This window comes from Corynebacterium sp. CCUG 70398, from assembly GCF_024454055.1.
GTDB lineage: Bacteria > Actinomycetota > Actinomycetes > Mycobacteriales > Mycobacteriaceae > Corynebacterium > Corynebacterium genitalium.
In genome coordinates, this window is the sequence record NZ_JAGPYZ010000003.1 from 117,257 (window position 1) to 136,015 (window position 18,759).

General features: G+C 62.3%; 23 protein-coding genes. 17 read left to right on the plus strand and 6 right to left on the minus strand.

What is annotated here, in order from left to right; genetic code table 11:
- The first annotated feature begins 17 nt into the window (after positions 1-17).
- From KBX07_RS05125 to KBX07_RS05135, 3 genes are read left to right on the plus strand one after another with little or no spacing between them, the layout of a single operon-like run.
- Positions 18-659 carry a YigZ family protein gene (locus KBX07_RS05125; protein ID WP_256023293.1) on the plus strand — a complete coding sequence of 214 codons (642 nt, stop codon included), beginning with the start codon at positions 18-20 and terminating at the stop codon, positions 657-659.
- 5 nt (positions 660-664) lie between these two features.
- A complete protein-coding gene (locus KBX07_RS05130; RefSeq protein WP_005289620.1) occupies positions 665-898 on the plus strand; it encodes a hypothetical protein in 234 nt (77 codons plus the stop codon).
- Positions 898-1,275, plus strand: a complete 378-nt coding sequence (locus KBX07_RS05135) for an RNA-binding S4 domain-containing protein (protein ID WP_255997923.1) — start codon at positions 898-900, stop codon at positions 1,273-1,275. Before KBX07_RS05130 ends, KBX07_RS05135 begins: the two co-directional genes overlap by 1 nt.
- On the opposite strand, the gene KBX07_RS05140 is transcribed toward KBX07_RS05135, so the two are convergent.
- Complete coding sequence (locus KBX07_RS05140; protein WP_256023294.1) at positions 1,272-2,102, minus strand: DUF1266 domain-containing protein; 831 nt, start codon at positions 2,100-2,102, stop codon at positions 1,272-1,274. The genes KBX07_RS05135 and KBX07_RS05140 overlap by 4 nt on opposite strands.
- A 110-nt stretch (positions 2,103-2,212) precedes the next feature.
- Between KBX07_RS05140 and KBX07_RS05145 the strand changes: the two genes are divergently transcribed.
- Entirely contained in the window at positions 2,213-2,725 is a 513-nt protein-coding gene (locus tag KBX07_RS05145) for a hypothetical protein (protein WP_256023295.1), read from the plus strand.
- A complete protein-coding gene (locus KBX07_RS05150; protein ID WP_256002476.1) occupies positions 2,713-2,979 on the plus strand; it encodes a hypothetical protein in 267 nt (88 codons plus the stop codon). The genes KBX07_RS05145 and KBX07_RS05150 overlap by 13 nt, the downstream gene beginning before the upstream one ends.
- A gap of 13 nt (positions 2,980-2,992) precedes the next feature.
- On the opposite strand, the gene treY is transcribed toward KBX07_RS05150, so the two are convergent.
- From treY to KBX07_RS05175, 5 genes are read right to left on the minus strand one after another with little or no spacing between them, the layout of a single operon-like run.
- On the minus strand, positions 2,993-5,488 hold the full coding sequence (treY, locus tag KBX07_RS05155) for a malto-oligosyltrehalose synthase (protein WP_256002477.1): 2,496 nt from the start codon (positions 5,486-5,488) through the stop codon (positions 2,993-2,995).
- A 28-nt stretch (positions 5,489-5,516) separates the two neighbouring features.
- Entirely contained in the window at positions 5,517-6,080 is a 564-nt protein-coding gene (locus KBX07_RS05160; protein ID WP_255994821.1) for a hypothetical protein, read from the minus strand.
- Positions 6,081-6,136: 56 nt separating this feature from the next.
- Positions 6,137-7,306: a BRCT domain-containing protein gene (locus tag KBX07_RS05165; RefSeq protein WP_256023296.1), complete on the minus strand. Its 1,170-nt coding sequence runs from the start codon at positions 7,304-7,306 to the stop codon at positions 6,137-6,139.
- On the minus strand, positions 7,303-9,552 hold the full coding sequence (glgX, locus tag KBX07_RS05170) for a glycogen debranching protein GlgX (protein ID WP_005289628.1): 2,250 nt from the start codon (positions 9,550-9,552) through the stop codon (positions 7,303-7,305). Before glgX ends, KBX07_RS05165 begins: the two co-directional genes overlap by 4 nt.
- A 25-nt stretch (positions 9,553-9,577) precedes the next feature.
- Positions 9,578-10,138, minus strand: coding sequence for a TetR family transcriptional regulator (locus tag KBX07_RS05175; protein WP_255994823.1), 561 nt, complete (start codon positions 10,136-10,138; stop codon positions 9,578-9,580).
- Between the two features lie 133 nt (positions 10,139-10,271).
- Here KBX07_RS05175 and KBX07_RS05180 point away from each other — a divergent pair, with 133 nt between their 5' ends.
- The 12 genes from KBX07_RS05180 (at position 10,272) to KBX07_RS05235 (ending at position 18,736) form a co-directional block, all read left to right on the plus strand.
- Complete coding sequence (locus tag KBX07_RS05180; protein ID WP_255994824.1) at positions 10,272-10,970, plus strand: hypothetical protein; 699 nt, start codon at positions 10,272-10,274, stop codon at positions 10,968-10,970.
- On the plus strand, positions 10,961-11,473 hold the full coding sequence (locus KBX07_RS05185; RefSeq protein WP_255997930.1) for a hypothetical protein: 513 nt from the start codon (positions 10,961-10,963) through the stop codon (positions 11,471-11,473). Before KBX07_RS05180 ends, KBX07_RS05185 begins: the two co-directional genes overlap by 10 nt.
- Before the next feature lie 35 nt (positions 11,474-11,508).
- Positions 11,509-12,819 carry a histidinol dehydrogenase gene (gene hisD / locus KBX07_RS05190; protein ID WP_255997931.1) on the plus strand — a complete coding sequence of 437 codons (1,311 nt, stop codon included), beginning with the start codon at positions 11,509-11,511 and terminating at the stop codon, positions 12,817-12,819.
- Complete coding sequence (locus KBX07_RS05195; RefSeq protein ID WP_255997934.1) at positions 12,819-13,910, plus strand: histidinol-phosphate transaminase; 1,092 nt, start codon at positions 12,819-12,821, stop codon at positions 13,908-13,910. The genes hisD and KBX07_RS05195 overlap by 1 nt, the downstream gene beginning before the upstream one ends.
- Positions 13,903-14,505, plus strand: coding sequence for an imidazoleglycerol-phosphate dehydratase HisB (gene hisB / locus KBX07_RS05200; RefSeq protein ID WP_005289634.1), 603 nt, complete (start codon positions 13,903-13,905; stop codon positions 14,503-14,505). Before KBX07_RS05195 ends, hisB begins: the two co-directional genes overlap by 8 nt.
- A complete protein-coding gene (locus KBX07_RS05205) occupies positions 14,505-14,681 on the plus strand; it encodes a hypothetical protein (protein ID WP_256023297.1) in 177 nt (58 codons plus the stop codon). Before hisB ends, KBX07_RS05205 begins: the two co-directional genes overlap by 1 nt.
- A gap of 5 nt (positions 14,682-14,686) precedes the next feature.
- Positions 14,687-15,904 (plus strand): MFS transporter, encoded by a 1,218-nt coding sequence (locus KBX07_RS05210; RefSeq protein ID WP_256023298.1) that lies wholly within the window; start codon positions 14,687-14,689, stop codon positions 15,902-15,904.
- Between the two features lie 24 nt (positions 15,905-15,928).
- The gene (locus tag KBX07_RS05215) at positions 15,929-16,135 is read left to right on the plus strand and encodes a CopG family transcriptional regulator (RefSeq protein WP_255997937.1); all 207 of its coding nucleotides are present in this window, start codon (positions 15,929-15,931) and stop codon (positions 16,133-16,135) included.
- Positions 16,132-16,515: a Fic family protein gene (locus KBX07_RS05220; RefSeq protein WP_256023299.1), complete on the plus strand. Its 384-nt coding sequence runs from the start codon at positions 16,132-16,134 to the stop codon at positions 16,513-16,515. The genes KBX07_RS05215 and KBX07_RS05220 overlap by 4 nt, the downstream gene beginning before the upstream one ends.
- Complete coding sequence (hisH, locus tag KBX07_RS05225; RefSeq protein ID WP_256023301.1) at positions 16,512-17,150, plus strand: imidazole glycerol phosphate synthase subunit HisH; 639 nt, start codon at positions 16,512-16,514, stop codon at positions 17,148-17,150. Before KBX07_RS05220 ends, hisH begins: the two co-directional genes overlap by 4 nt.
- 64 nt (positions 17,151-17,214) lie before the next feature.
- Positions 17,215-17,958, plus strand: coding sequence for a bifunctional 1-(5-phosphoribosyl)-5-((5-phosphoribosylamino)methylideneamino)imidazole-4-carboxamide isomerase/phosphoribosylanthranilate isomerase PriA (gene priA / locus KBX07_RS05230; protein WP_005289640.1), 744 nt, complete (start codon positions 17,215-17,217; stop codon positions 17,956-17,958).
- On the plus strand, positions 17,945-18,736 hold the full coding sequence (locus tag KBX07_RS05235; protein WP_370687276.1) for an inositol monophosphatase: 792 nt from the start codon (positions 17,945-17,947) through the stop codon (positions 18,734-18,736). The genes priA and KBX07_RS05235 overlap by 14 nt, the downstream gene beginning before the upstream one ends.
- Positions 18,737-18,759 lie beyond the last annotated feature (23 nt).

Sequence of the window (18,759 nt, forward strand, 5' to 3'; positions counted from 1 at the left end):
AGTAATATCTGAAACTCATGCTGACGACATTCACCCTTCCTCCGCCAGGCGACCCGGTGGTCAATGAGATTGTGGTCAAGAAGTCTCGCTTCATCACCTGGATCGCCCGCGCTGAATCCGAGGAGGAAGCCCGCGACGTGATCGCGCGTGCCCGCGCCGAGTTCCCCGACGCGCGGCACCACTGCACCGCCTTCATCGCGGACCCGGAAGGCCGCATTGAGCGTTCTTCCGACGACGGCGAACCGTCCGGCACAGCTGGCAAACCAATGCTCGACGCGCTGCGCGGGTCGGGGCTGCGCTGTGCGGTCGCTGTGGTCACCCGTTATTTCGGCGGCGTGAAGCTCGGCGCGGGAGGTCTCGTCCACGCGTACTCGGAATCGGTGTCGCAGGCGCTGGAGCTGGTGGAACCCGTCGAAAAGCGAATGCGCGAACTCGCCCGCGTCGACTTGCCGCATGCTGACGCAGGCAGAGTGGAGGCGGACCTGCGTGCTGCAGGAGTGGACGTGGTCGATGTCGAATACGGCGCCCAGGCGGCCTACACCCTCGCCGTTGCGCCGGGTGGTGTGGAGGAGTTGAACGAGCTGTTGGCGGCTCTGACTCAGGGCACGAGCGAAGCACGCACGGTGGGGCAGACGTGGGTGGAGCGTGCGTTAGACTGAACCCTATGACGATCCAGCCCCGCCCGAATAACCCGATCGAAGCACGCAAGCAGGCCGTGCGCCGCTATTCCCGCAATGGCGCGTTGTGGGTCGGCGGAGGTGTTGTGGGCGGTGTCGCACTGGCACTTCTGACCCAAACGTGGTCGCTTATCGTGCTCGGTTTCGTAGTTGCCGTTGTCGGCGGAATGGTCAACTACAGCAAGGTTCAGAAGATCATCAACCACCGGGACCAGTACTAGTGCCAGACGGATCCGCCGTCCGCATCGACGTGTGGGTGTGGGCGGTGCGCATGTATAAAACCCGCACCGAGGCTGCGAACGCTGTGCGCGCCGGGCACGTGAAACTCAACGGCAATGCGGTCAAACCCTCAGCTCAAGTCGTGCCGGGGGACCGCGTCAAAGCCTGGAAGGATTACCGCGACCTGGATTACGAAGTCGTCGACACGCCCCGGAAACGTGTCGGCGCACCCATCGCGCGGCAGTGCTACATCGACCACTCTCCGCCGCCACCGCCGAAGGAGTACTTCTACTCCATGCCGAAGCGTGACCGCGGCGCTGGCCGGCCGACGAAGAAAGAACGCCGCGAGCTGGACAAACTGCGTGGCAGGAGCGGCTAAGCGTGGAGCGGGAAGCGCCGCCAAGGGGAGTTCGGGTCAGCCAACGCCTCCGTGAGAATGTGGTCAAACACCTGGAGTTCACCCTGCATGTCGTCCGCGTTGTCGCGGATGGTGTCAGCTGACCAAATCGCGCGGCCCCACCAGAAGCTCGCTGCGGCATCCGCCCAGGACATGAAGTGCTTCTGCAGCTCAGCGACGGCGCGGGCGGCGTAGCTGGAGTACTCTTCCGGGGTGATGATCCCGACGAGGGCGGCGGTCGCAGCGGTCATTTCCACACGCATGATGTCCCAGGCGCGGGTCGTTGCCGGGGCCGACGGTGCATTGACGTTCGCAAACGACGGGTGGGTGCGCACTGCGAGCCAGTGGTCGAAGTCTGTCCAGAGCTGCTTCGGATCCATCCAGTTGGAGATAGCCAGGTGCTCCAGGAAGATCTCCATTGTGCGGCGGCGCTCGGCGAAATCCTGCGAACGCCATTCCTGCGGTGCGAACTCGCCCGTGAGCATCTCGGCGGTGTGCAGCACCGCATCTGACGAGGCTGTGTGCACGTCACCGGCGATGAGCCTCTCCGTCATCTGTCGAGTTTCTTCGGCGGAAGTGATACCCCACCACTGCTCGAGCATGCGCTTGTACTGCACGCGGTCCTTCTTCACGGGCAACGTGGGAGTGTCCACGGGCCGGTCATGCCCGACCCGGTACGGCAGCGCGAAGGAGGCTTCCAGCACTGTCTGACGGTCCGGCTGCGGGGTGCTCCATTCCCACAGGTCAACGGCAACATCCTCAGCCTTAGCGCGGGGGCGTTCAAACCGTGCAGCAGTGATGGCGGTCATCGGGGGATTCCTTCCTCAAACAGCGGACTCAAACCTCAGCTCACTCAGATTTCGCTACATAGATTCTAAGTCCATTTTCACGCAACGCACATGATAACCTGCCGTATGTGGTGAAGGAGAACGAGTTTGCGCGTAAAGCTTTAGAGCGCTGCGGCGACACCCAAATCGCACCGGCCGTCGTGAACGACGTCATGCAGGTGCTCGGCCCTGGAGAGGAAATCCTCGAGGTTGCACTCACGAGTGCTCCCGGGTTCACGTCGGCGTGCGTGTGCACTTCCTCGCGGCTGTTCCTGGGCACTGCACCGGGCCAAGTAACAGTGATCGACCACGCATGGCTCACCGGATTCTGCGGCCGCCCGTACGGGCCGGCTGAAGAGCTGACACTTACCCTCAAAGCCGTGGACGGGGAAGTGAACTGGATCGGATTCAACCGCACCGGACTAATGCGCATCCTGCACGCCCTCGACTTCGCGATGCAGAGCCCTGCACCGGAAGCGACCATCCCCGAACTGTTCAATAAGTGGATTGATGTCCACCAAGAAGCGAACAACGTCGACATGACCCCCGAGCAGTTCGAACTGAACATCCGCGAAGCGATCGGAGAACGCCAGTGGCTGACCTAAACACCTACCCGGAGCCGAGTGCCACCTTCTCTGGCGACGCATTCTTGCCCGATCCGCCCCCGAACCGGCCTCAGCCGAACTACGGCCCGTCGGCCCCGGCCGCGAATAAGTCGAAGAAGGACGACCCCTACGGCGAGAACTACGAGTTCTGGAAGCAAGGCCTGTCGCCCGTGAAGGTCTCCTACACCACCCAGCTGGTCCTGGCCGTGATCGTGGTCACTATTGTGGTGACCCTCGTGCTCATCTTCGCCTAGCCGCTTTTCACGCCTAGCTGTCCCAGCGGGCGGAGTCGAGGTGGTGGCTGACTAAAAGTGCGGTGGGCAGAACGTCGAGAAGCTCTGCGCACGGGATCGTGCCCTCGTAGGTTCTCCCGGTGAGGCGGTCTGTCCACTGTCCCTCGGGGAGCGTGACGGTGGTGTCGCCCCATCCGCCACTGTCTTCGAGAATGAGGGGCCGGCGCACAGCCAAGCCGATCACGGAGAGGCTGGCCGAATCTGCTCCGCGCGCGATCCCCACAACATGGTTATCGGCCTCGCCGACAGCGAAGACTGCCTGATAGTCACCACCCAGGAAGATGTCCGGGTACTGGCGGCGCAGCATCGCGCCTTCGTGGACAACTGCCTGCTTCGCGCGGTCCGCCACGTCTTCTAGGTGCGGGTAGAGGCCAGTGCCGTCAGCATTATCGCGGGCGAAGCAGAGATCTGCGTAGTGGTCCTCGCTCTCCTTGAACTGGGAGAGCGTTTGTTCGCGGTTGACGTAATCAACAAAGCGGCGGTTATCCGGATCCACCAGGGATAGGTCGATGAACTCCTGGCCCTGGTAGGTGTCCGGGATACCCGGCCCCACGAGTTGAAGCAGCTTCCTGCCGAGGGAGACCTGGACAGCACCCCGATGGATTTCCTTGACAAAGTCGGTGATCATGCCACTTGCCGGCCCCTCCACGACAGCGTCGACCCAGTCGGTGATGGCCTTTTCGAAGTCGTGGGCGTTGTCGAACCAGGAGGTATGCACACCCGCCTCGCGCACCGCCTTGACGGCATAATCGCGCAGGCGCTGCTGAACATCCTCGGTGATCCCGTCAGCCGGCCACACCCCGATAATGTTCTGGATCAGGAAGTGCGCGGTGGCCTGATCTGGTGCGGGAACGAGCGCCGTGACTTGCGCGATGAGTTCAGCGAATGTCTTCGGGCGTTCTGTCAGCTCAATGATCCGCGCGCGGGTGTCCTCGCTGCGCTTCGTGTCATGGGTGGTCAGCGCCGTCATGGCGTGCGGCCACAAGTTATTGCGCTCTTGCTGGAGCAGGTGGAATTCAGCCGCCGAGACACCGAATCGTCCAGGTGCCCCGCCCACTTCCTGCAAGGCGACAAGGCGGCAGGCGCGGTAGAACAGCGTGTCCTCCACACCCTTGGCCATGACGGCACCACAGACCTGCGCGAAACGCGTCTTCGCCTCACCGTTGGCCAGCAACGCTGCGGAAATCAGGTCAAGGGCCGCACGCCGGGACGGGAAACGGCGCACCATGTCGGCCACGACAGTAGAAGTCTGACGTGACAGCGAGATGTAGTCAGCGCGGTACACCGGCATGGCAGCAATGAGGTCGATCACCGTCTTGGTCAAGTCTTCTTCGGAGACATTGGAGCCAGCGGTGGAGAAGTTGTCGCGGCGGATGGCGCGTGTCAGACGGCGGATCTCTGCGGCGAGCTCGGACTCGGCGACGTCGCGCTTGAGCTGGTGCTCTGCGGCTTCAATAGCGGGCTCATCCCAGGTAGACCCGGACTGGCGCAAAGACAGCATGCTCATGGAGTCTTCGGCTTCGCGGTTGATGAAGATCCCGTCGAGTTCGCGCAACGCGTCGTAACCGGTCGTCCCATCGACCGCCAGGCGTGGATCGAGCGGCTCGGTGACTCCGAGGATTTTCTCTGCGACCAGCCAGCGGTCATCCCCAATGAGGTCACGAAGCCGGTTGAGGTACGTGAACGGATCAGCCAGACCGTCCGGGTGGTCGACGCGGATACCGTCGATGAGGTCTTCAGCAATGAGCTGCCGCAGCACCCGGTGCGTGTGCTCGAAAACGAGCGGATCCTCCTGGCGGATACCGGCCAGCCCGTTGACGGAGAAGAAACGGCGGTAGGAAATGACACCGTCGCGCCAGTACATCAGCCGGTAGCTCTGACGTTCGTAGACTTCACGCGGATCGTCGTCAAGCGACTCGAAGGACCCAGGCCTCAGCGGGAAGTAGTTCTCGTAATACTTCAGTACCGGCTCATCGATCTCGTCGAGAAGCGTCAGCTCGAACTCGTCTTCGTCGCCAGGCTGCCCCAGCACAGGGAGCCCCAGTTTGCCGCCAGCGCCATTGTCCTCGTGCCAGTCGATGTCGAAGTAGGACTCGTACTCCGAATCTTGGCCGTTCTTGAGTACATCCCACCACCACTTGTTCTTCTGCGGTGTCTCCACACCCAGGTGGTTGGGCACGATGTCCAGGATCAGACCCAGTCCCGCTTCGTGTGCCGTATGGGCCAGCGCGCGTAATCCCTCCAAACCTCCGAGCTCTGGGTTGACCACCGTTGGGTCGGTGACGTCATAGTTGTGGTTCGACTCCGGGTACGAGGTGAACACAGGGGAGAGGTACAGGTGGGAGATGCCCAGCGATTTCAGGTAGGGGACCTGGGCTTCCGCGTCCGCGAAACCGAAGCCGCGGCCCGACGGATCAGCCTGCGTCCCCCGCAACTGCAGACGGTAAGTGGACGTGATCGGGCGGTGCATGCTTCGCTCCTTAAATGGTGGGTACCCCTCACACCCTAGTCACGACAGGGAAACCGAGGGAGTACGTCATGACGGTCGCCTGCGGTACAGCCTTCGCAGCAGCCTCGATTGTGGTGTCCAGCACGAACAGGTCGCGCTGGTCGCGGGTGACGTACACGAGTCCGGTTTTCGGAACGAGCACCTCGAGAAAGTGCTGGTGCAGCATTTGAAACGTTTTCGGGTGCGACAGCCACGCCACTGCAGGCACATCGAAGGGGGCGATTTCGAATCCGCGTGGCGCAGTAGTGCCGAGTGCGCATGAAGCGTTGCGTACCTGGAACTCGACGCGGTGAGAATTCTGGCGCTCCAACAAGGTGTAGGCGGCAGAATCCCACGCCTGTTTCACGCTGAGGCCCCTGTCCCACAGGTCAATCTGGGACAGTAAGTGCCCGGTTTCGGAGATGAGCACTGCCACGACGTTGGGGGAGAGGTTGAGATACGCGGGCGAGTCCCCGCGCTCGCCCCAGGGCCGCTTTTCGACGACTTCCGCCCGCACCGGCAACGCGACGAACCCGGTGACAGGAAGCAGATCGGTAGAGCATGTGGTGGTCATGCCCTAGTTAGACTGCGTCACCGCCCCGTCTGGTTCCCGGTGCCGGAAGGAAAAGGCTAGAAGGGAGGTTCCTCGTCGAGACCGAGCACGTTGAGCAGCTTCTCTGCTGGCCAAATGTCGATGTCTTGGCCTTTATCCATCAATTCCCGGGCCCGTTTTTCCTTTGACGTCATGGTGGCCCACTCGCCGGTGACCAGGATGGTTGTCTTCTTGGTCACGTTCTTTCCTACTTGGCCGCCCTGGTTGGCGATGCCGTCCCAGAGCTGTCCTTTATCGAAGGGATCGAACTCTCCGGTGAGGGTGACGTTTTGCCCGTACAGGGGCGAGTTCGGGTCCGCGTCGACTGCCGGATCCGGGATGGTGTCCGGGGTAGCCACAGATTGCCACGGCGCGGGACCCCTGTTGTTGCCCTGCTGCTCTTTTTTCGGGGTGTCTTTCTCAGCCTTGCTGGCCTTCTGGATGCTCGAGGCTGCACCGGAGAAGTCACGCAACACAGGAATGACGCGGTCAGCGCTGACAGTGCCCATGGCAAAGCCACTTCCGTGGACGAAGTCTTTCAGAGAGCCAGTGTGCTTGGCGTGCCGGGCGAGAGCAGCCATCACCGATGCCGGGTCGGCGTCCACTCCGAAGAAGTCGGCGAGGGTGTCCAGCTTGTGGTTGGGCACGTCAAGTTCAGCTGCGCGAGCCTGCGTGAGCACACACGCGAAGGTGAGATCGGAAACAAGGCCTGCATAGCGCAGGGCAGATGCGTCGAAGTATCCGTTGTAGCCGACGAGGGGGCTATCGCCAATGAAGTCAGCTAACGCCTCCTTCGTCGGTGGTTCGAGGCTGAATCGCTCGGTGACCTCGCTGTCGGTGACGCGGGCGAGGTCCACTCGGTCCACAGAGCCCCAGTCCTGGCTGGCGGTGTGCACAGCCACGGCAACAAAGGAGAAACCGGTGATGGTGTCGACGCTGACGGACTCCCCGGTCAGCAACGCACACAGCTGCTGCGGGCCTTCCGTATCTCCGGGGGCAAAGCGCACCGTGACGGTTTCACCGCCGGATTCGATCGCGACCGTGCTTTCATCCCACGAATCCCCGGAGCGAACCTCGGTGTTCGTGATGTCGTCGAGGTTGATCACCGTCGGTTCCGACGAGCCACGAAGCGCGGCCGCTAACTCCTCCGGGTGAATTTCCGCAGCAGCGCCGGTGACGACGACGCGCGTGCCGAGAGCTGAGATCATGACTCGGGGTTCACCCGGGTCGAACCGCCACCAACAACAGCGCCCTCTTCCGCTGCGTCCTGCTCTGCCTCATCGTCGCCGTCCTCGAAGACCGGCGGCTCGATCTGCCGCAGGACGAGGGTGGAGCGTGCCGGAACGTTCGCGGTACCCTGCGCCTCAATCTCCTCCTTCTCCGCCGGGTACCCGAGCGGCTCAGTGGTGTCGATGAGGACTTCCCACTTCGCGCCCATGTTCTTCGGCGGCAGGGTGAATTCGATGTCCTCGTGGTAGGCGTTGAACATCAACACGAAGGAATCGTCCACGACTTGCTGGCCACGGGAATCAGGCTCAGCAATCATGTTGCCGTTGAAGTAGACCTGCAGGGCCTTGCCAAAGGCGAAGCCCCAGTCATCATTGGTCATCATCTGACCGTCGGGAGCCAGCCACGCAATGTCGCGGTCCTGAGCGTCCATGCCCAGCGGACCGCCGGCCAGGAAGCGGCGACGGCGGAAGACAGGGTGCTCTTTACGGATGCTGATCAAACGGCGGGTGAAGTCGTGCAGTTCCTCCGACTCGTCCAGCCTGTTCCAGTCCATCCAGGCCAGCTCGTTGTCTTGGCAGTAGACGTTGTTGTTGCCGTTTTGCGTGCGGGCGAACTCGTCGCCGTGGGCGATCATCGGGGTCCCCTGGGAAAGCAACAACGTGGTCAGGAAGTTGCGGCGCTGGCGCGAACGCAGCTCCTGGATCTCCGGATCGTCGGTGGGGCCTTCTTCACCGTGGTTCCAGGAACGGTTGTGAGATTCACCGTCGCGGTTTTCCTCACCGTTGTCCCAGTTGTGCTTCTCGTTGTAACTGACCAGATCGTTGAGTGTGAAGCCGTCGTGGGCGGTGATGAAGTTGATCGACGCCGTCGGGCGGCGGCCGTTGTGGTTGTACAAGTCCGACGAACCGGTGAGTCGCGAAGCGAACTCGCCCAGGGTGGAGGGCTCACCGCGCCAAAAATCGCGGACGGTGTCGCGGTACTTACCGTTCCATTCGCTCCACAGCGGCGGGAAGTTGCCCACCTGGTAACCGTTCTCACCGACATCCCACGGTTCAGCGATGAGCTTGACCTGAGAGACGACTGGGTCCTGCTGGACCAAGTCGAAGAAGGTAGCCAAGCGGTCTACGTCGGAGAACTCACGCGCCAGAGTGGAAGCGAGGTCGAAACGGAAGCCGTCGACGTGCATCTCGGAGACCCAGTAGCGCAGAGAGTCCATGATGAGCTGCAGTGAGTGCGGGTCGCGGACGTTGAGGGAGTTACCGGTGCCGGTGTAGTCCATGTAGTGGAAGGCGTCACCGTCGACAAGCCTGTAGTACGCCTCGTTGTCGATGCCGCGGAACGCAATGGTGGGGCCTAGGTGGTTGCCCTCGGCGGTGTGGTTGTACACGACGTCGAGGATGATCTCCATGCCGGCCTCGTGGTAGGCGCGGACCATGCCCTTGAACTCGGCGACGGCATCGCCCGGCTTCTCGCTGGCGGCGTAATCCTGGTGCGGCGCGAAGAAGCCGAAGGTGTTGTAGCCCCAGTAGTTGCGCAGGCCCAAGTCCCGCAGGCGGTCATCCTGAAGGAACTGGTGGACGGGCATGAGCTCGACAGAGGTGACCCCCAAGTCTTGGAGGTACGCGATCACGCTCGGGTGCGCCATGCCGGCATAGGTGCCTCGCAAGTTCTCCGGGACATCGGGGTGCAGCTGCGTCATGCCCTTGACGTGGGTCTCATAAATGACAGTGTCATTATCCGGGATGCGCGGAGAACGGTCGTCGCCCCAGTCGAAGAACGGGTTGATCACCACGGACTTCATGGTGTGACCGAGCGAGTCTTCCTCGTTGCGGCCGGTGCCGGGTTCCTCGGCGTGAATGTCGTAGGAGAACAGGGAAGAATCTCCATCGAACTCGCCGTCGAATGCGCGGGCATACGGGTCGACGAGCAGTTTGGACGGGTCGCAGCGCTTGCCGTTTTCAGGGTCCCACGGGCCGTGGACCCGGTAGCCGTATCGCTGTCCCGGCAGGACGCCAGGAAGGTAGGCGTGCCAGACGTGGTTGTCTACCTCTTCGAGGGGAATACGCGTCTCGTTCTCCTCGCGGTCGAGCAGGCACAGCTCAACCTTCTCGGCGACGTTGGAGAAAAGGGCGAAGTTAGTGCCCGCACCGTCGTAGGTGGAGCCCAATGGGTAGGAGGATCCAGGCCAAACTTGGGTCTGCGCGTTCTCGCTAGGAGTTGTCATGAGACTCGATAGTAATAGCTCTAGCTCACTGTGCGTCGAGGCCCGCGAGCAGAAGGTCAATTGCCTGCTCAACGTGTTCTACACTGCCACGGGGAGCCGTGGCAGCCGAGGTTTGGCGGGCAGCTTCGTTGAACTGAACGCCGGCCTGGTGCATGTTCGCCGCTCCGAGAGTGAGATAGAGCAACCCGGTCGCGGTCGCGTCGATAAGCGCCGCGCGCTCGCTGTCTGCCGAGGGCCCGTCGCTGAGCGTCGCTTTGACTGCATCCAGGAGGTGCGCGTGAATGTCCGCGCCGGGTAGTGCTGCGGCTGTGGCGACCACGTCCGCGCCGTCGCGGTGGGAGAGAACAGCTCCGCGCAGGGCGGCGCAAGCTTCACGCGGCCCGGCATAAGTGCGCTCGAGGACTGGGGCGATAATGATTTCTGCCATCGCGCAAATGAGTTCCTGCTTGTTGTCCACATGCCAGTACAAGGCTCCAGGCGCGACGTCAAGCGACGCGGCGACCCGACGCATGGACACGTCAGCAAGGCCGTACTCGTCTAGGATGCCCACCGCCGCTTGTGCGATAGTGGACTGGGACAGCTGCATAACACGCAAGGGTACACCCGATATTCACAGCTACTTCACTGGTACTTCCCTGCGCAACAATTGAGTAACTGAAGCTTGACGCTGCTAGAGTGTCGGGAGCAGTTCTCGAAAACCTAGAGGAGAGTTCCGATTCATGTCTAACTCGAAGAAGGCCGTCGCCCTCGCCACCGCCGTCTTGGTTGCCCCCCTCGCACTAGCTGCGTGCGGCTCCGGCGAGGATCAGAGCGACGTCGTGTCCGAGGTGGCTACCGAAACCAACCAGGTCACCGCTGGCGCGGAGGTCGATCCGCTGGCTGATGAAAAGAAAGAGGACGACAAGGATAAGCCGGAGGGTGAGGGCGAGAACGCTGACGATCCTCAGGCACAGGGCGCTCCGAACCCGGGTGCTGGCGTGGTCAACCCCTTCGAGGACGGTACGCTGCCGACGCCTGACATTCAGCCGATCGAGAACGGGCAGCCCGCAAGCGAGGCTGACGTGCGGGCCATGACCGACACCATGAACCGCATTTACAACCCGGGCGATTTCGTTTCCTGGACCCGCGTGATCATGGACAACTCCTGCAAGAAGGTGGTCGACCAGACCAACCAGCAGCTGGCTAGCCAGGGCACCAGCCTGGAGAAGACCGAGCGCGAAATGCAGCTCGCAGTCGATGCTGCTAAGGCGCAGGGTCGTCCGATTCCGCCGGTCCCGGCGACGCAGACATCGCTTTCCGACGTGCGTGTGAACGGCGACACTGCTTCCGCCAACGTGACGGTGAACACCAACGGCCAGACCGAGTCCGGCGTGCAGCGCTTCGCTCGTGAGAACGGCCAGTGGAAGGTGTGCAACTAAAGCTTCGCTGGGGAGCGGGGGTCGTCGCACTCGGGGTCATCCTCGGGTGCGTCATCGGTGTCATATGGGGGTTCCTGCGCCCCGGCTATGTTGCCGAGGTTGTTGACGGCGGAGTTCAGATCAACCATGTGTTGAGTCCTGACAGCGTCGAATTCGCATCCTTCGGTTGGTTTGTCATCCTTTCTACTCTCCTCGGGCTGGCTGTCGGCCTTGTGGCGTACGGGACGGGGGAGCGGGAAAGCAACCTTTCCCGCATGGTTTTCGCCGCATGCGTGGCGTTGTTTTCTAGCTGGGCGCTGCACGTTCTCGGCCAATGGTCAGCTAATCTTGCCAACCCTCCGCACGCGGCAGCGGAGTCTGACACATTCACTTTGGTGCCCGCGTTCCAACCCGGCATCGCGTGGTGTGCTGCGCCGTTCATGGCGAGTCTGGCTTATTGGCTGGGGCTGGTCAGCACAGCCGCATTCGAAGGCGGACGGGGGAGTGTCCAAGTGGGTGAATAGGATGTACTTCAACAAGGTTTGAAGGAGATTCTCCCATGCTGAAAGTGACTGATCTGCGGGGCCAAACCCCGTCGAGCGCGCAGCTGCGCCGCATCCTGCCGCGTGGCGGGATGGATGTGGCGTCCGTCCTGCCCACTGTCACACCGATCATTGATGCGGTGAAGACCGGCGGTGCGCCAGCGGCTCTGGACTACGGTGAGCAATTTGACCGTGTGCGCCCTGCGTCCGTGCGTGTCCCGGCGGATGTCATGGCCGCTGCCGCAGACAATCTCGATGACTCTCTTCGCGCCGCTGTGCAGGAAGCGATTCGGAGGATCCGTACGGTCCACGCTGCGCAGAAGCCGCAGGAGCAGTCGACTGACGTCGCTCCCGGTGCGACTGTCACAGAAGTCTTCCTGCCGGTCCCGCGCGTGGGCCTGTACGTCCCGGGTGGTAAAGCTGTCTACCCGTCGTCGGTGCTCATGAACGTTATCCCGGCCCAGGAGGCGGGTGCAGAATCCCTCGTGGTGTGCAGCCCGCCGCAGGCAGAGTTCGGCGGGTGGCCGCACCCGACGATCCTGGCCGCCTGCTCAATGCTCGGTGTCGATGAGGTGTGGGCCGTCGGCGGTGCGCAGGCAGTCGCATTGCTCGCCTACGGCGACGATGAGGCGCAGCTTGAGCCGGTGGACATGATCACCGGTCCGGGAAACATTTTCGTCGCAGCCGCCAAGCGGGTAGTCAACGGTGTCGTGGGCATCGACGCGGAAGCCGGCCCGTCCGAGATCGCGGTGCTGGCAGACGACACTGCAGATCCGCTCTACGTCGCCGCCGACCTGATCTCCCAGGCCGAACACGATGAGAATGCTGCATCAGTGCTGATTACGTATTCGCCAGAGGTGGCGGAAGCCGTCGATATGCTTATCGACGAGCGTGCCACCGCAACCCTCAACGCCGACCGCGCGGGCACTGCTTTAGGCGGGCCGCAGTCGGGCATTGTGCTCGTTGATGATCTGGAGGCAGGCATTGCCGTCGCTGATGCCTATGCCGCTGAGCACCTAGAAATCCACACCCGCAACGCCGCGGACGTGGCCCGGCGCATCAAGCACGCCGGTGCGATTTTCATCGGCCCATTCTCCCCGGTGCCGCTGGGTGACTACATCGCTGGCTCCAACCACGTGCTGCCCACGTCTGGCACGGCGCGCTTCACTCCGGGCCTGACCACGCACACCTTCCTGCGGCCGGTCAATCTCATCGAGTACACCGAGGATGCGCTCGCCGAGGTTGCACCGCACATCATCACCCTGTCCACCGACGAACAACTGCCCGCCCACGGCGAGGCAATCAAGGCGCGAACGGAGGCGCAATAATGGCCGAGCTTTCTGATCTTCCGCTGCGCGAAGAACTGCGTGGCAAGTCCGCCTACGGCGCGCCCCAACTTGAGGTTCCGTACGCGCTGAACACGAACGAGAACCCGTACCCGCCGTCGCAGGCGCTGATCAGCGATCTGCTGGAAGAGATCTCTCGCGTCGCCGGTAGCCTCAACCGCTACCCGGAGCGCGACGCCGTGGAGCTGCGAGCGGACCTCGCGGCGTACGTGAGTAAGCAGACCGGCGTGGCAGTGACCGTGGACAATGTGTGGGCCGCCAACGGCTCCAACGAAGTCCTCCAACAGCTGTTACAGGCATTCGGTGGGCCCGGACGGACTGCCATGGGCTTTGCGCCGTCCTACTCCATGCACCCGATCCTGAGTGCAGGAACGCAGACGGAGTTTATCGGCATTGACCGCGGCGCTGACTTCCGCATCGATATCGATCACGCCATCAGCGAAATCAACGCACAGCAGCCGGACGTTGTGTTCGTCACCACCCCGAATAACCCGACCGGTGATGTCACCTCGATCGATGACATCGAGCGAATCCTCGACGCTGCGCCCGGCATCGTGATTGTCGACGAAGCATACGCGGAATTCTCCCCCTCGCCATCCGCCGTGACGCTGGTGGAGAAATACCCGACCAAGCTGGTGGTCTCCCGCACGATGTCGAAGGCGTTCGACTTCGCCGGCGGTCGTCTCGGCTACTTCGTCGCTGATCCTGCCTTCATTGAGGCCGTCATGCTTGTCCGCCTGCCGTACCACCTGTCGGTCATTTCCCAGGCGGCTGCCCGTGTAGCGTTGCGGCATGCGGACGAGACGCTCGGAAACGTCGAAAAGCTCGCGAGCGAACGCAAGCACGTCCAAGATGCGCTCGCAGAGATGGGATACGAGGTCGTGCCGAGCGAGTCGAACTTCCTCTTCTTCGGGCACTTCGCCGACACCCACGCATCGTGGCAGCAGTTTCTGGACCGCGGTGTCTTGATCCGTGATATCGGCGTGCCGGGGTATCTTCGTGTGACAATTGGTTTGGACGAGGAGAATGACGCATTCTTGACCGCGGCGAAGGAGATTAAGAGCAATGACTGACCGCGTGGGTACAGCGACCCGCACCACCAGCGAGTCCGACATCTCGGTGGAAATCAACCTCGACGGCACGGGCAACGTCGACGTTGACACTGGACTGCCGTTCTTCGACCACATGCTCACGGCTTTCGGCACCCACGGGTCCTTCGATCTGACCATCAAGGCGCGCGGAGACATCGAGATTGACGCGCACCACACCATCGAGGACACCGCGATCACGCTGGGCTGGGCGCTGATCGACGCTGTGGGGGACAAGAAGGGCATCCGCCGCTTCGGCTCCATGGCACTGCCGATGGATGAGACCCTGGTCAGCGCCGTGGTGGACATCTCCAACCGGCCGTACTTTGTCATGAACGGTGAACCGGAGTCCATGGAATGGCAGATCATCGGCGGGCACTACGCCACTGTGATCAACCGCCACTTCTTTGAGACGCTCGCCTACAACGCGCGCATCACCCTGCACGTCAACGTCGAATACGGCCGCGATCCGCACCACATCACCGAGGCCGAGTACAAGGCTGTAGCGCGTGCTTTGCGTGCCGCCTACGAGATCGACCCCCGGGTCAGCGGCGTGCCGTCAACGAAGGGCGCGCTGTAATGGAGGCTGGTTCCAGCATCGCCGTGTGGATGCTGTTCATCCTGGCCGGCCTGTTGGTTGGCGGGACGTGGTCGTTCTACCAGCAGGGCAATAAGCCAGTGACGATCGTGCTGGGCATTCTGGCACTACTGTCACTTTCCGGTGCGCTCATCGTGCTGTTCGGGGCGATGCCGTGACATCTGTGGCACCCGTGTCACCTGGAACGCCCGGACAGCCCACCTCTGTGTGGGCTGTCCGCGGGTTTGTGCCAGCGCTTGTCGCCGTAGCCGCGGCCTTCGGCTCGTGGGGCATGCTGCTCCCGGTCGTTCCAGTGGCCGTGCTGGACTCCGGCGGATCGTCGGCGCTGGCGGGCGCGTCAACAGGCGTATTCATGCTCGCAACGGTGATCACGCAGGTGTTCATGCCCCGGTTACTGCGGCGCTTCACCTACCGATCCGCGATCGCGGTGTCCGCCGTGTTGCTCGGTGTGCCGGCCCTATTGTTCGAACTGTCGATGGCGCCGGCAATGGTCCTGGCCGTTTCCGTTGTGCGCGGTGTCGGCTTCGGTGCCATGACGGTGTCCGAATCCGCGATCATTCCAGAGCTCGTGCCCCGGAAAATGCTGGGTAAGGCCACGGGAGTGTTCGGTGCCTCTGGCGGCTTAGCGCAGATGCTCACGCTGCCGCTCGGTCTTTTCATCGGGGAACGCGTTGGCTACCTGCCGGTGTGGATCATCGCACTGGTCATTGCCGGCGCGGGGTTGGTGTCGTGCTTCTTTATTCCTGCGGTCAAGGGTGCCCCGGCCGACCCCGTGATGGAAGGCGCGGTCTCCGCACCAACGTGGAAACTACTGCTCATCCCGGCGATGGCGCTGGCGGTCGGATCATTAGCATTCAGTCTCATCGCCAACTTCCTGCCCGCTGCGGCACGCGACATGGGCATCGCATCTGGCACCGCACTGGGCGGCGTCTTGCTCGCCGTGGTGAACCTCGCCGTCATGCTGGCTCGCATCCGCGCCGGATCGGTGGCCGATCGCCGCGGTGAACCGGGAACCCTCATGATCCCCTTCCAGGTCTGTCTTGGCGCGAGCATGTTCCTTTTCGCCTGGTGCCTCGCCGCAGGGGCATCGGAGTGGTGGCTTGTCGTCGCGGCCCTGCTATTCGGTGCCGGATTCGGAGTGATTCAGAACGAATCCCTACTCACCATGTTCCATCGCCTGCCGCAGTCGAAGGTGAGCCATGCCTCCGCAGTGTGGAACATTTCCTTCGACGGTGGGCAAGGAATCGGGTCGTTCTTCTTCGGGCTGATCATCGCTGGCGTCGGCGCGACGGGGTCCTTTATTGTCGGTGGGATGATCGTCATCGCCGGGATCATGCTGTCTGTTGCCGATTGGGCTGTGGGCAGGCGGCGCCACCCGTAAGTACCAATTTGGTACCATTTTGCTATGGCGCTCAACCTTAGGCTCACCCCAGAAGAAGACCAGCAACTCACCGCTCTCGCAGAGACCGCCGGCACCTCAAAACAAAAAGTGATCTCGCGTCTAATCCGGCAAGAGTGGGAGATTTCTGAAGCTAAGCGGGCCAATGAGCGGGATTTCTGGGAAATCATGGATGCGCGTTCCGAACTGATGGAACGGTTGAAGAACGCGTGACCATTCGACAGCGGTTCACACTCGAGGCTATCGAGCCAATTCTCGATGCGGCGGGATTTCGTGTTCGGGACATGGGGCTTCTGGCTGCTGCACTTGACCGGCCATGGGTGACGTTCGAGGGGAAGGAGCTGTACCCCAATCCGTGGTTGAAAGCGGGTGCGCTTATCCACAGCATTGAGTCAAGCCATCCGCTTGTCGACGGCAACAAGCGGTTAGGTGTCTTACTGGGTTCCATAGTTCTGCGAACCCACGGAATCGACGATATGCGCATCTCAGACGACCAATGGTTCGAGGTTGTCATTCGTACAGCCGCCGTCGATTCCATACCGGAGGGCATCGGGCATCAGCTGTACGTCGCCTGGCTAGAATCACGCCCATGAGTTCAGTTGTCGCCCTCCTTGATTACGGTGCCGGAAACTTGCGGTCTGCGCAGCGCGCCCTCGAGCACGTCGGCGCGGATGTGGTGGTCACCCGTGAACCCATGGTCGCCGTCGAGGCGGATGGCCTGGTCGTGCCGGGGGTGGGGGCGTACGACGCGTGCATGAAGGGTTTGCGAGAGGTTGCTGGGCCGCGGATCATCGGGAAACGCCTAGCGGGGGACCGGCCGGTGTTCGGCATCTGCGTGGGGTTGCAGGTCATGTTTGACCGCGGAGTTGAGCATGGGATTGAGACGGAAGGGTGCGGGGAGTGGCCAGGAGTCGTCGATAAGCTCTCTGCTCCTGTGTTGCCGCACATGGGCTGGAACACCGTCGATGTTGCAGGCGACTCCGACATGTTTGCGGGCCTAGAGGCGGAAACGCGGTTCTATTTCGTGCATTCCTATGGTGTGCAAACCTGGGAAATGCAGGAAGACGAGTTCATCGCGTATCCGAAGGTGTCGTGGTCCACGCACGGTGACTCCCGTTTTGTGGCAGCAGTGGAAAACGGGCCGTTGTGGGCGACTCAATTCCACCCGGAGAAGTCCGGTGACGCTGGGTTGCACCTGTTGGAGAACTGGGTCAAGACGATCGGGTAGAGGCGAGGATCGACAGCTCCGTGGATGTGCTCATATGAATCTCAGTCTCTACTAGGATGTGAATATGGATTTCACTGTGCTGCCCGCTGTTGACGTTGTAGACGGCCAGGCTGTGCGCCTGGATCAAGGTGAGGCGGGCACGGAGAAGAGCTATGGTGCCCCGCTCGAAGCCGCGCTGCAGTGGCAGGAGCAGGGGGCTCAGTGGCTGCACTTTGTGGATCTGGATGCGGCGTTCGGCCGCGGATCCAATCATGAGCTCATGGCGGAGATCACCCGTGAGCTATCGATCAACGTGGAGTTGACCGGCGGGATCCGCGACGACGCGACGTTGGAGCGAGCGCTTGCCACCGGGGCGAAACGCGTGAACATCGGCACCGCGGCGCTGGAGAACCCGGATTGGGCGGCTGATGCCATTGCCCGTTATGGCGAGGCGATCGCGATCGACATCGCGGTGCGTGAGGAGGGCGGCCAATGGCGCACGAAGGGCCGTGGCTGGACGTCTGACGGCGGCGACCTGTGGGAGGTTCTCGAATTCTTTGATGCCGCCGGGTGCGCACGTTTTGTGGTGACTGACGTGAGCAAAGACGGCACGCTGACCGGGCCTAACGTTGATTTGCTTCGCGACGTCTCCGCCGCAACGGATGCCGCCGTGACCGCGTCAGGCGGAGTATCCACCTTGGATGACATTGCCGAGATTGTGCAGTACGCCGAAGAAGGCATCGACAGCGTCATTGTGGGCAAGGCGCTGTACGAAAACCGCTTCACGCTGCGCGAGGCACTGGAGTTGGTGAACCATGGGCATGGATGAGATTCACGAGTACCTGCGGATTGCGGAGGACGCAGCGGATCAAGCCCGCCGGATGTTCACCGAGGGCCTCGGTGCCGCTCCCGCCTTGCACAAGGGTGGCGGCGACTATGCCACCGAAATCGACTTGCAGATCGAGAGCATGCTGCGTGAGCAGCTTGCCTACACCACGGGCATTTCTGTCCTTGGTGAAGAAGAGGGCGGAGTGTTGCGCTCCGACGCGTCATGGGTCGTTGACCCGATCGACGGCACCGCGAACTTCGCCTCCGGAAACCCGAACTGTGCAGTGCTCATCTCCCTGGTTGTGGACAAGCAACCGGTGCTGTCCGTGACCGACATCCCGCTTCTGGATATGCGCCTCACTGCCCGGGAAGGGTCCCATGTGTGGCTCAACGACCGCCAGTTGCCGCGGTTGACGGACACCCCCATCGTGAGCAACCAAGTCGGTGTCGGAGCTGTCGGTTCCGACGACACAAACCGGATCCCGCCGGATAGCCGCCTGCGGTTGATCAAGGAGCTCGAGCGGACAAACATGCGCCCCCGTATTAGCGGCTCGGTCGGTATCGACCTCGCGTTCGTCGCTCAAGGCATCTACGAGGCAGCGGTGAGTTTCTCTCCGCACCCATGGGACAACGCCGCCGGCGTGCTGCTCACCCGCTGCGCAGGGGCAGTGGTCACCGACATCGACGGGGAGCCGTGGACGCTGGACTCCATCGGTGTGATCGCCGGGTCACCCGGGGCGCACGAAAGGGTGCTCAGTACCATTAAGTCGATCCAGTAACCCCGACAACCCCCATGAAGGAG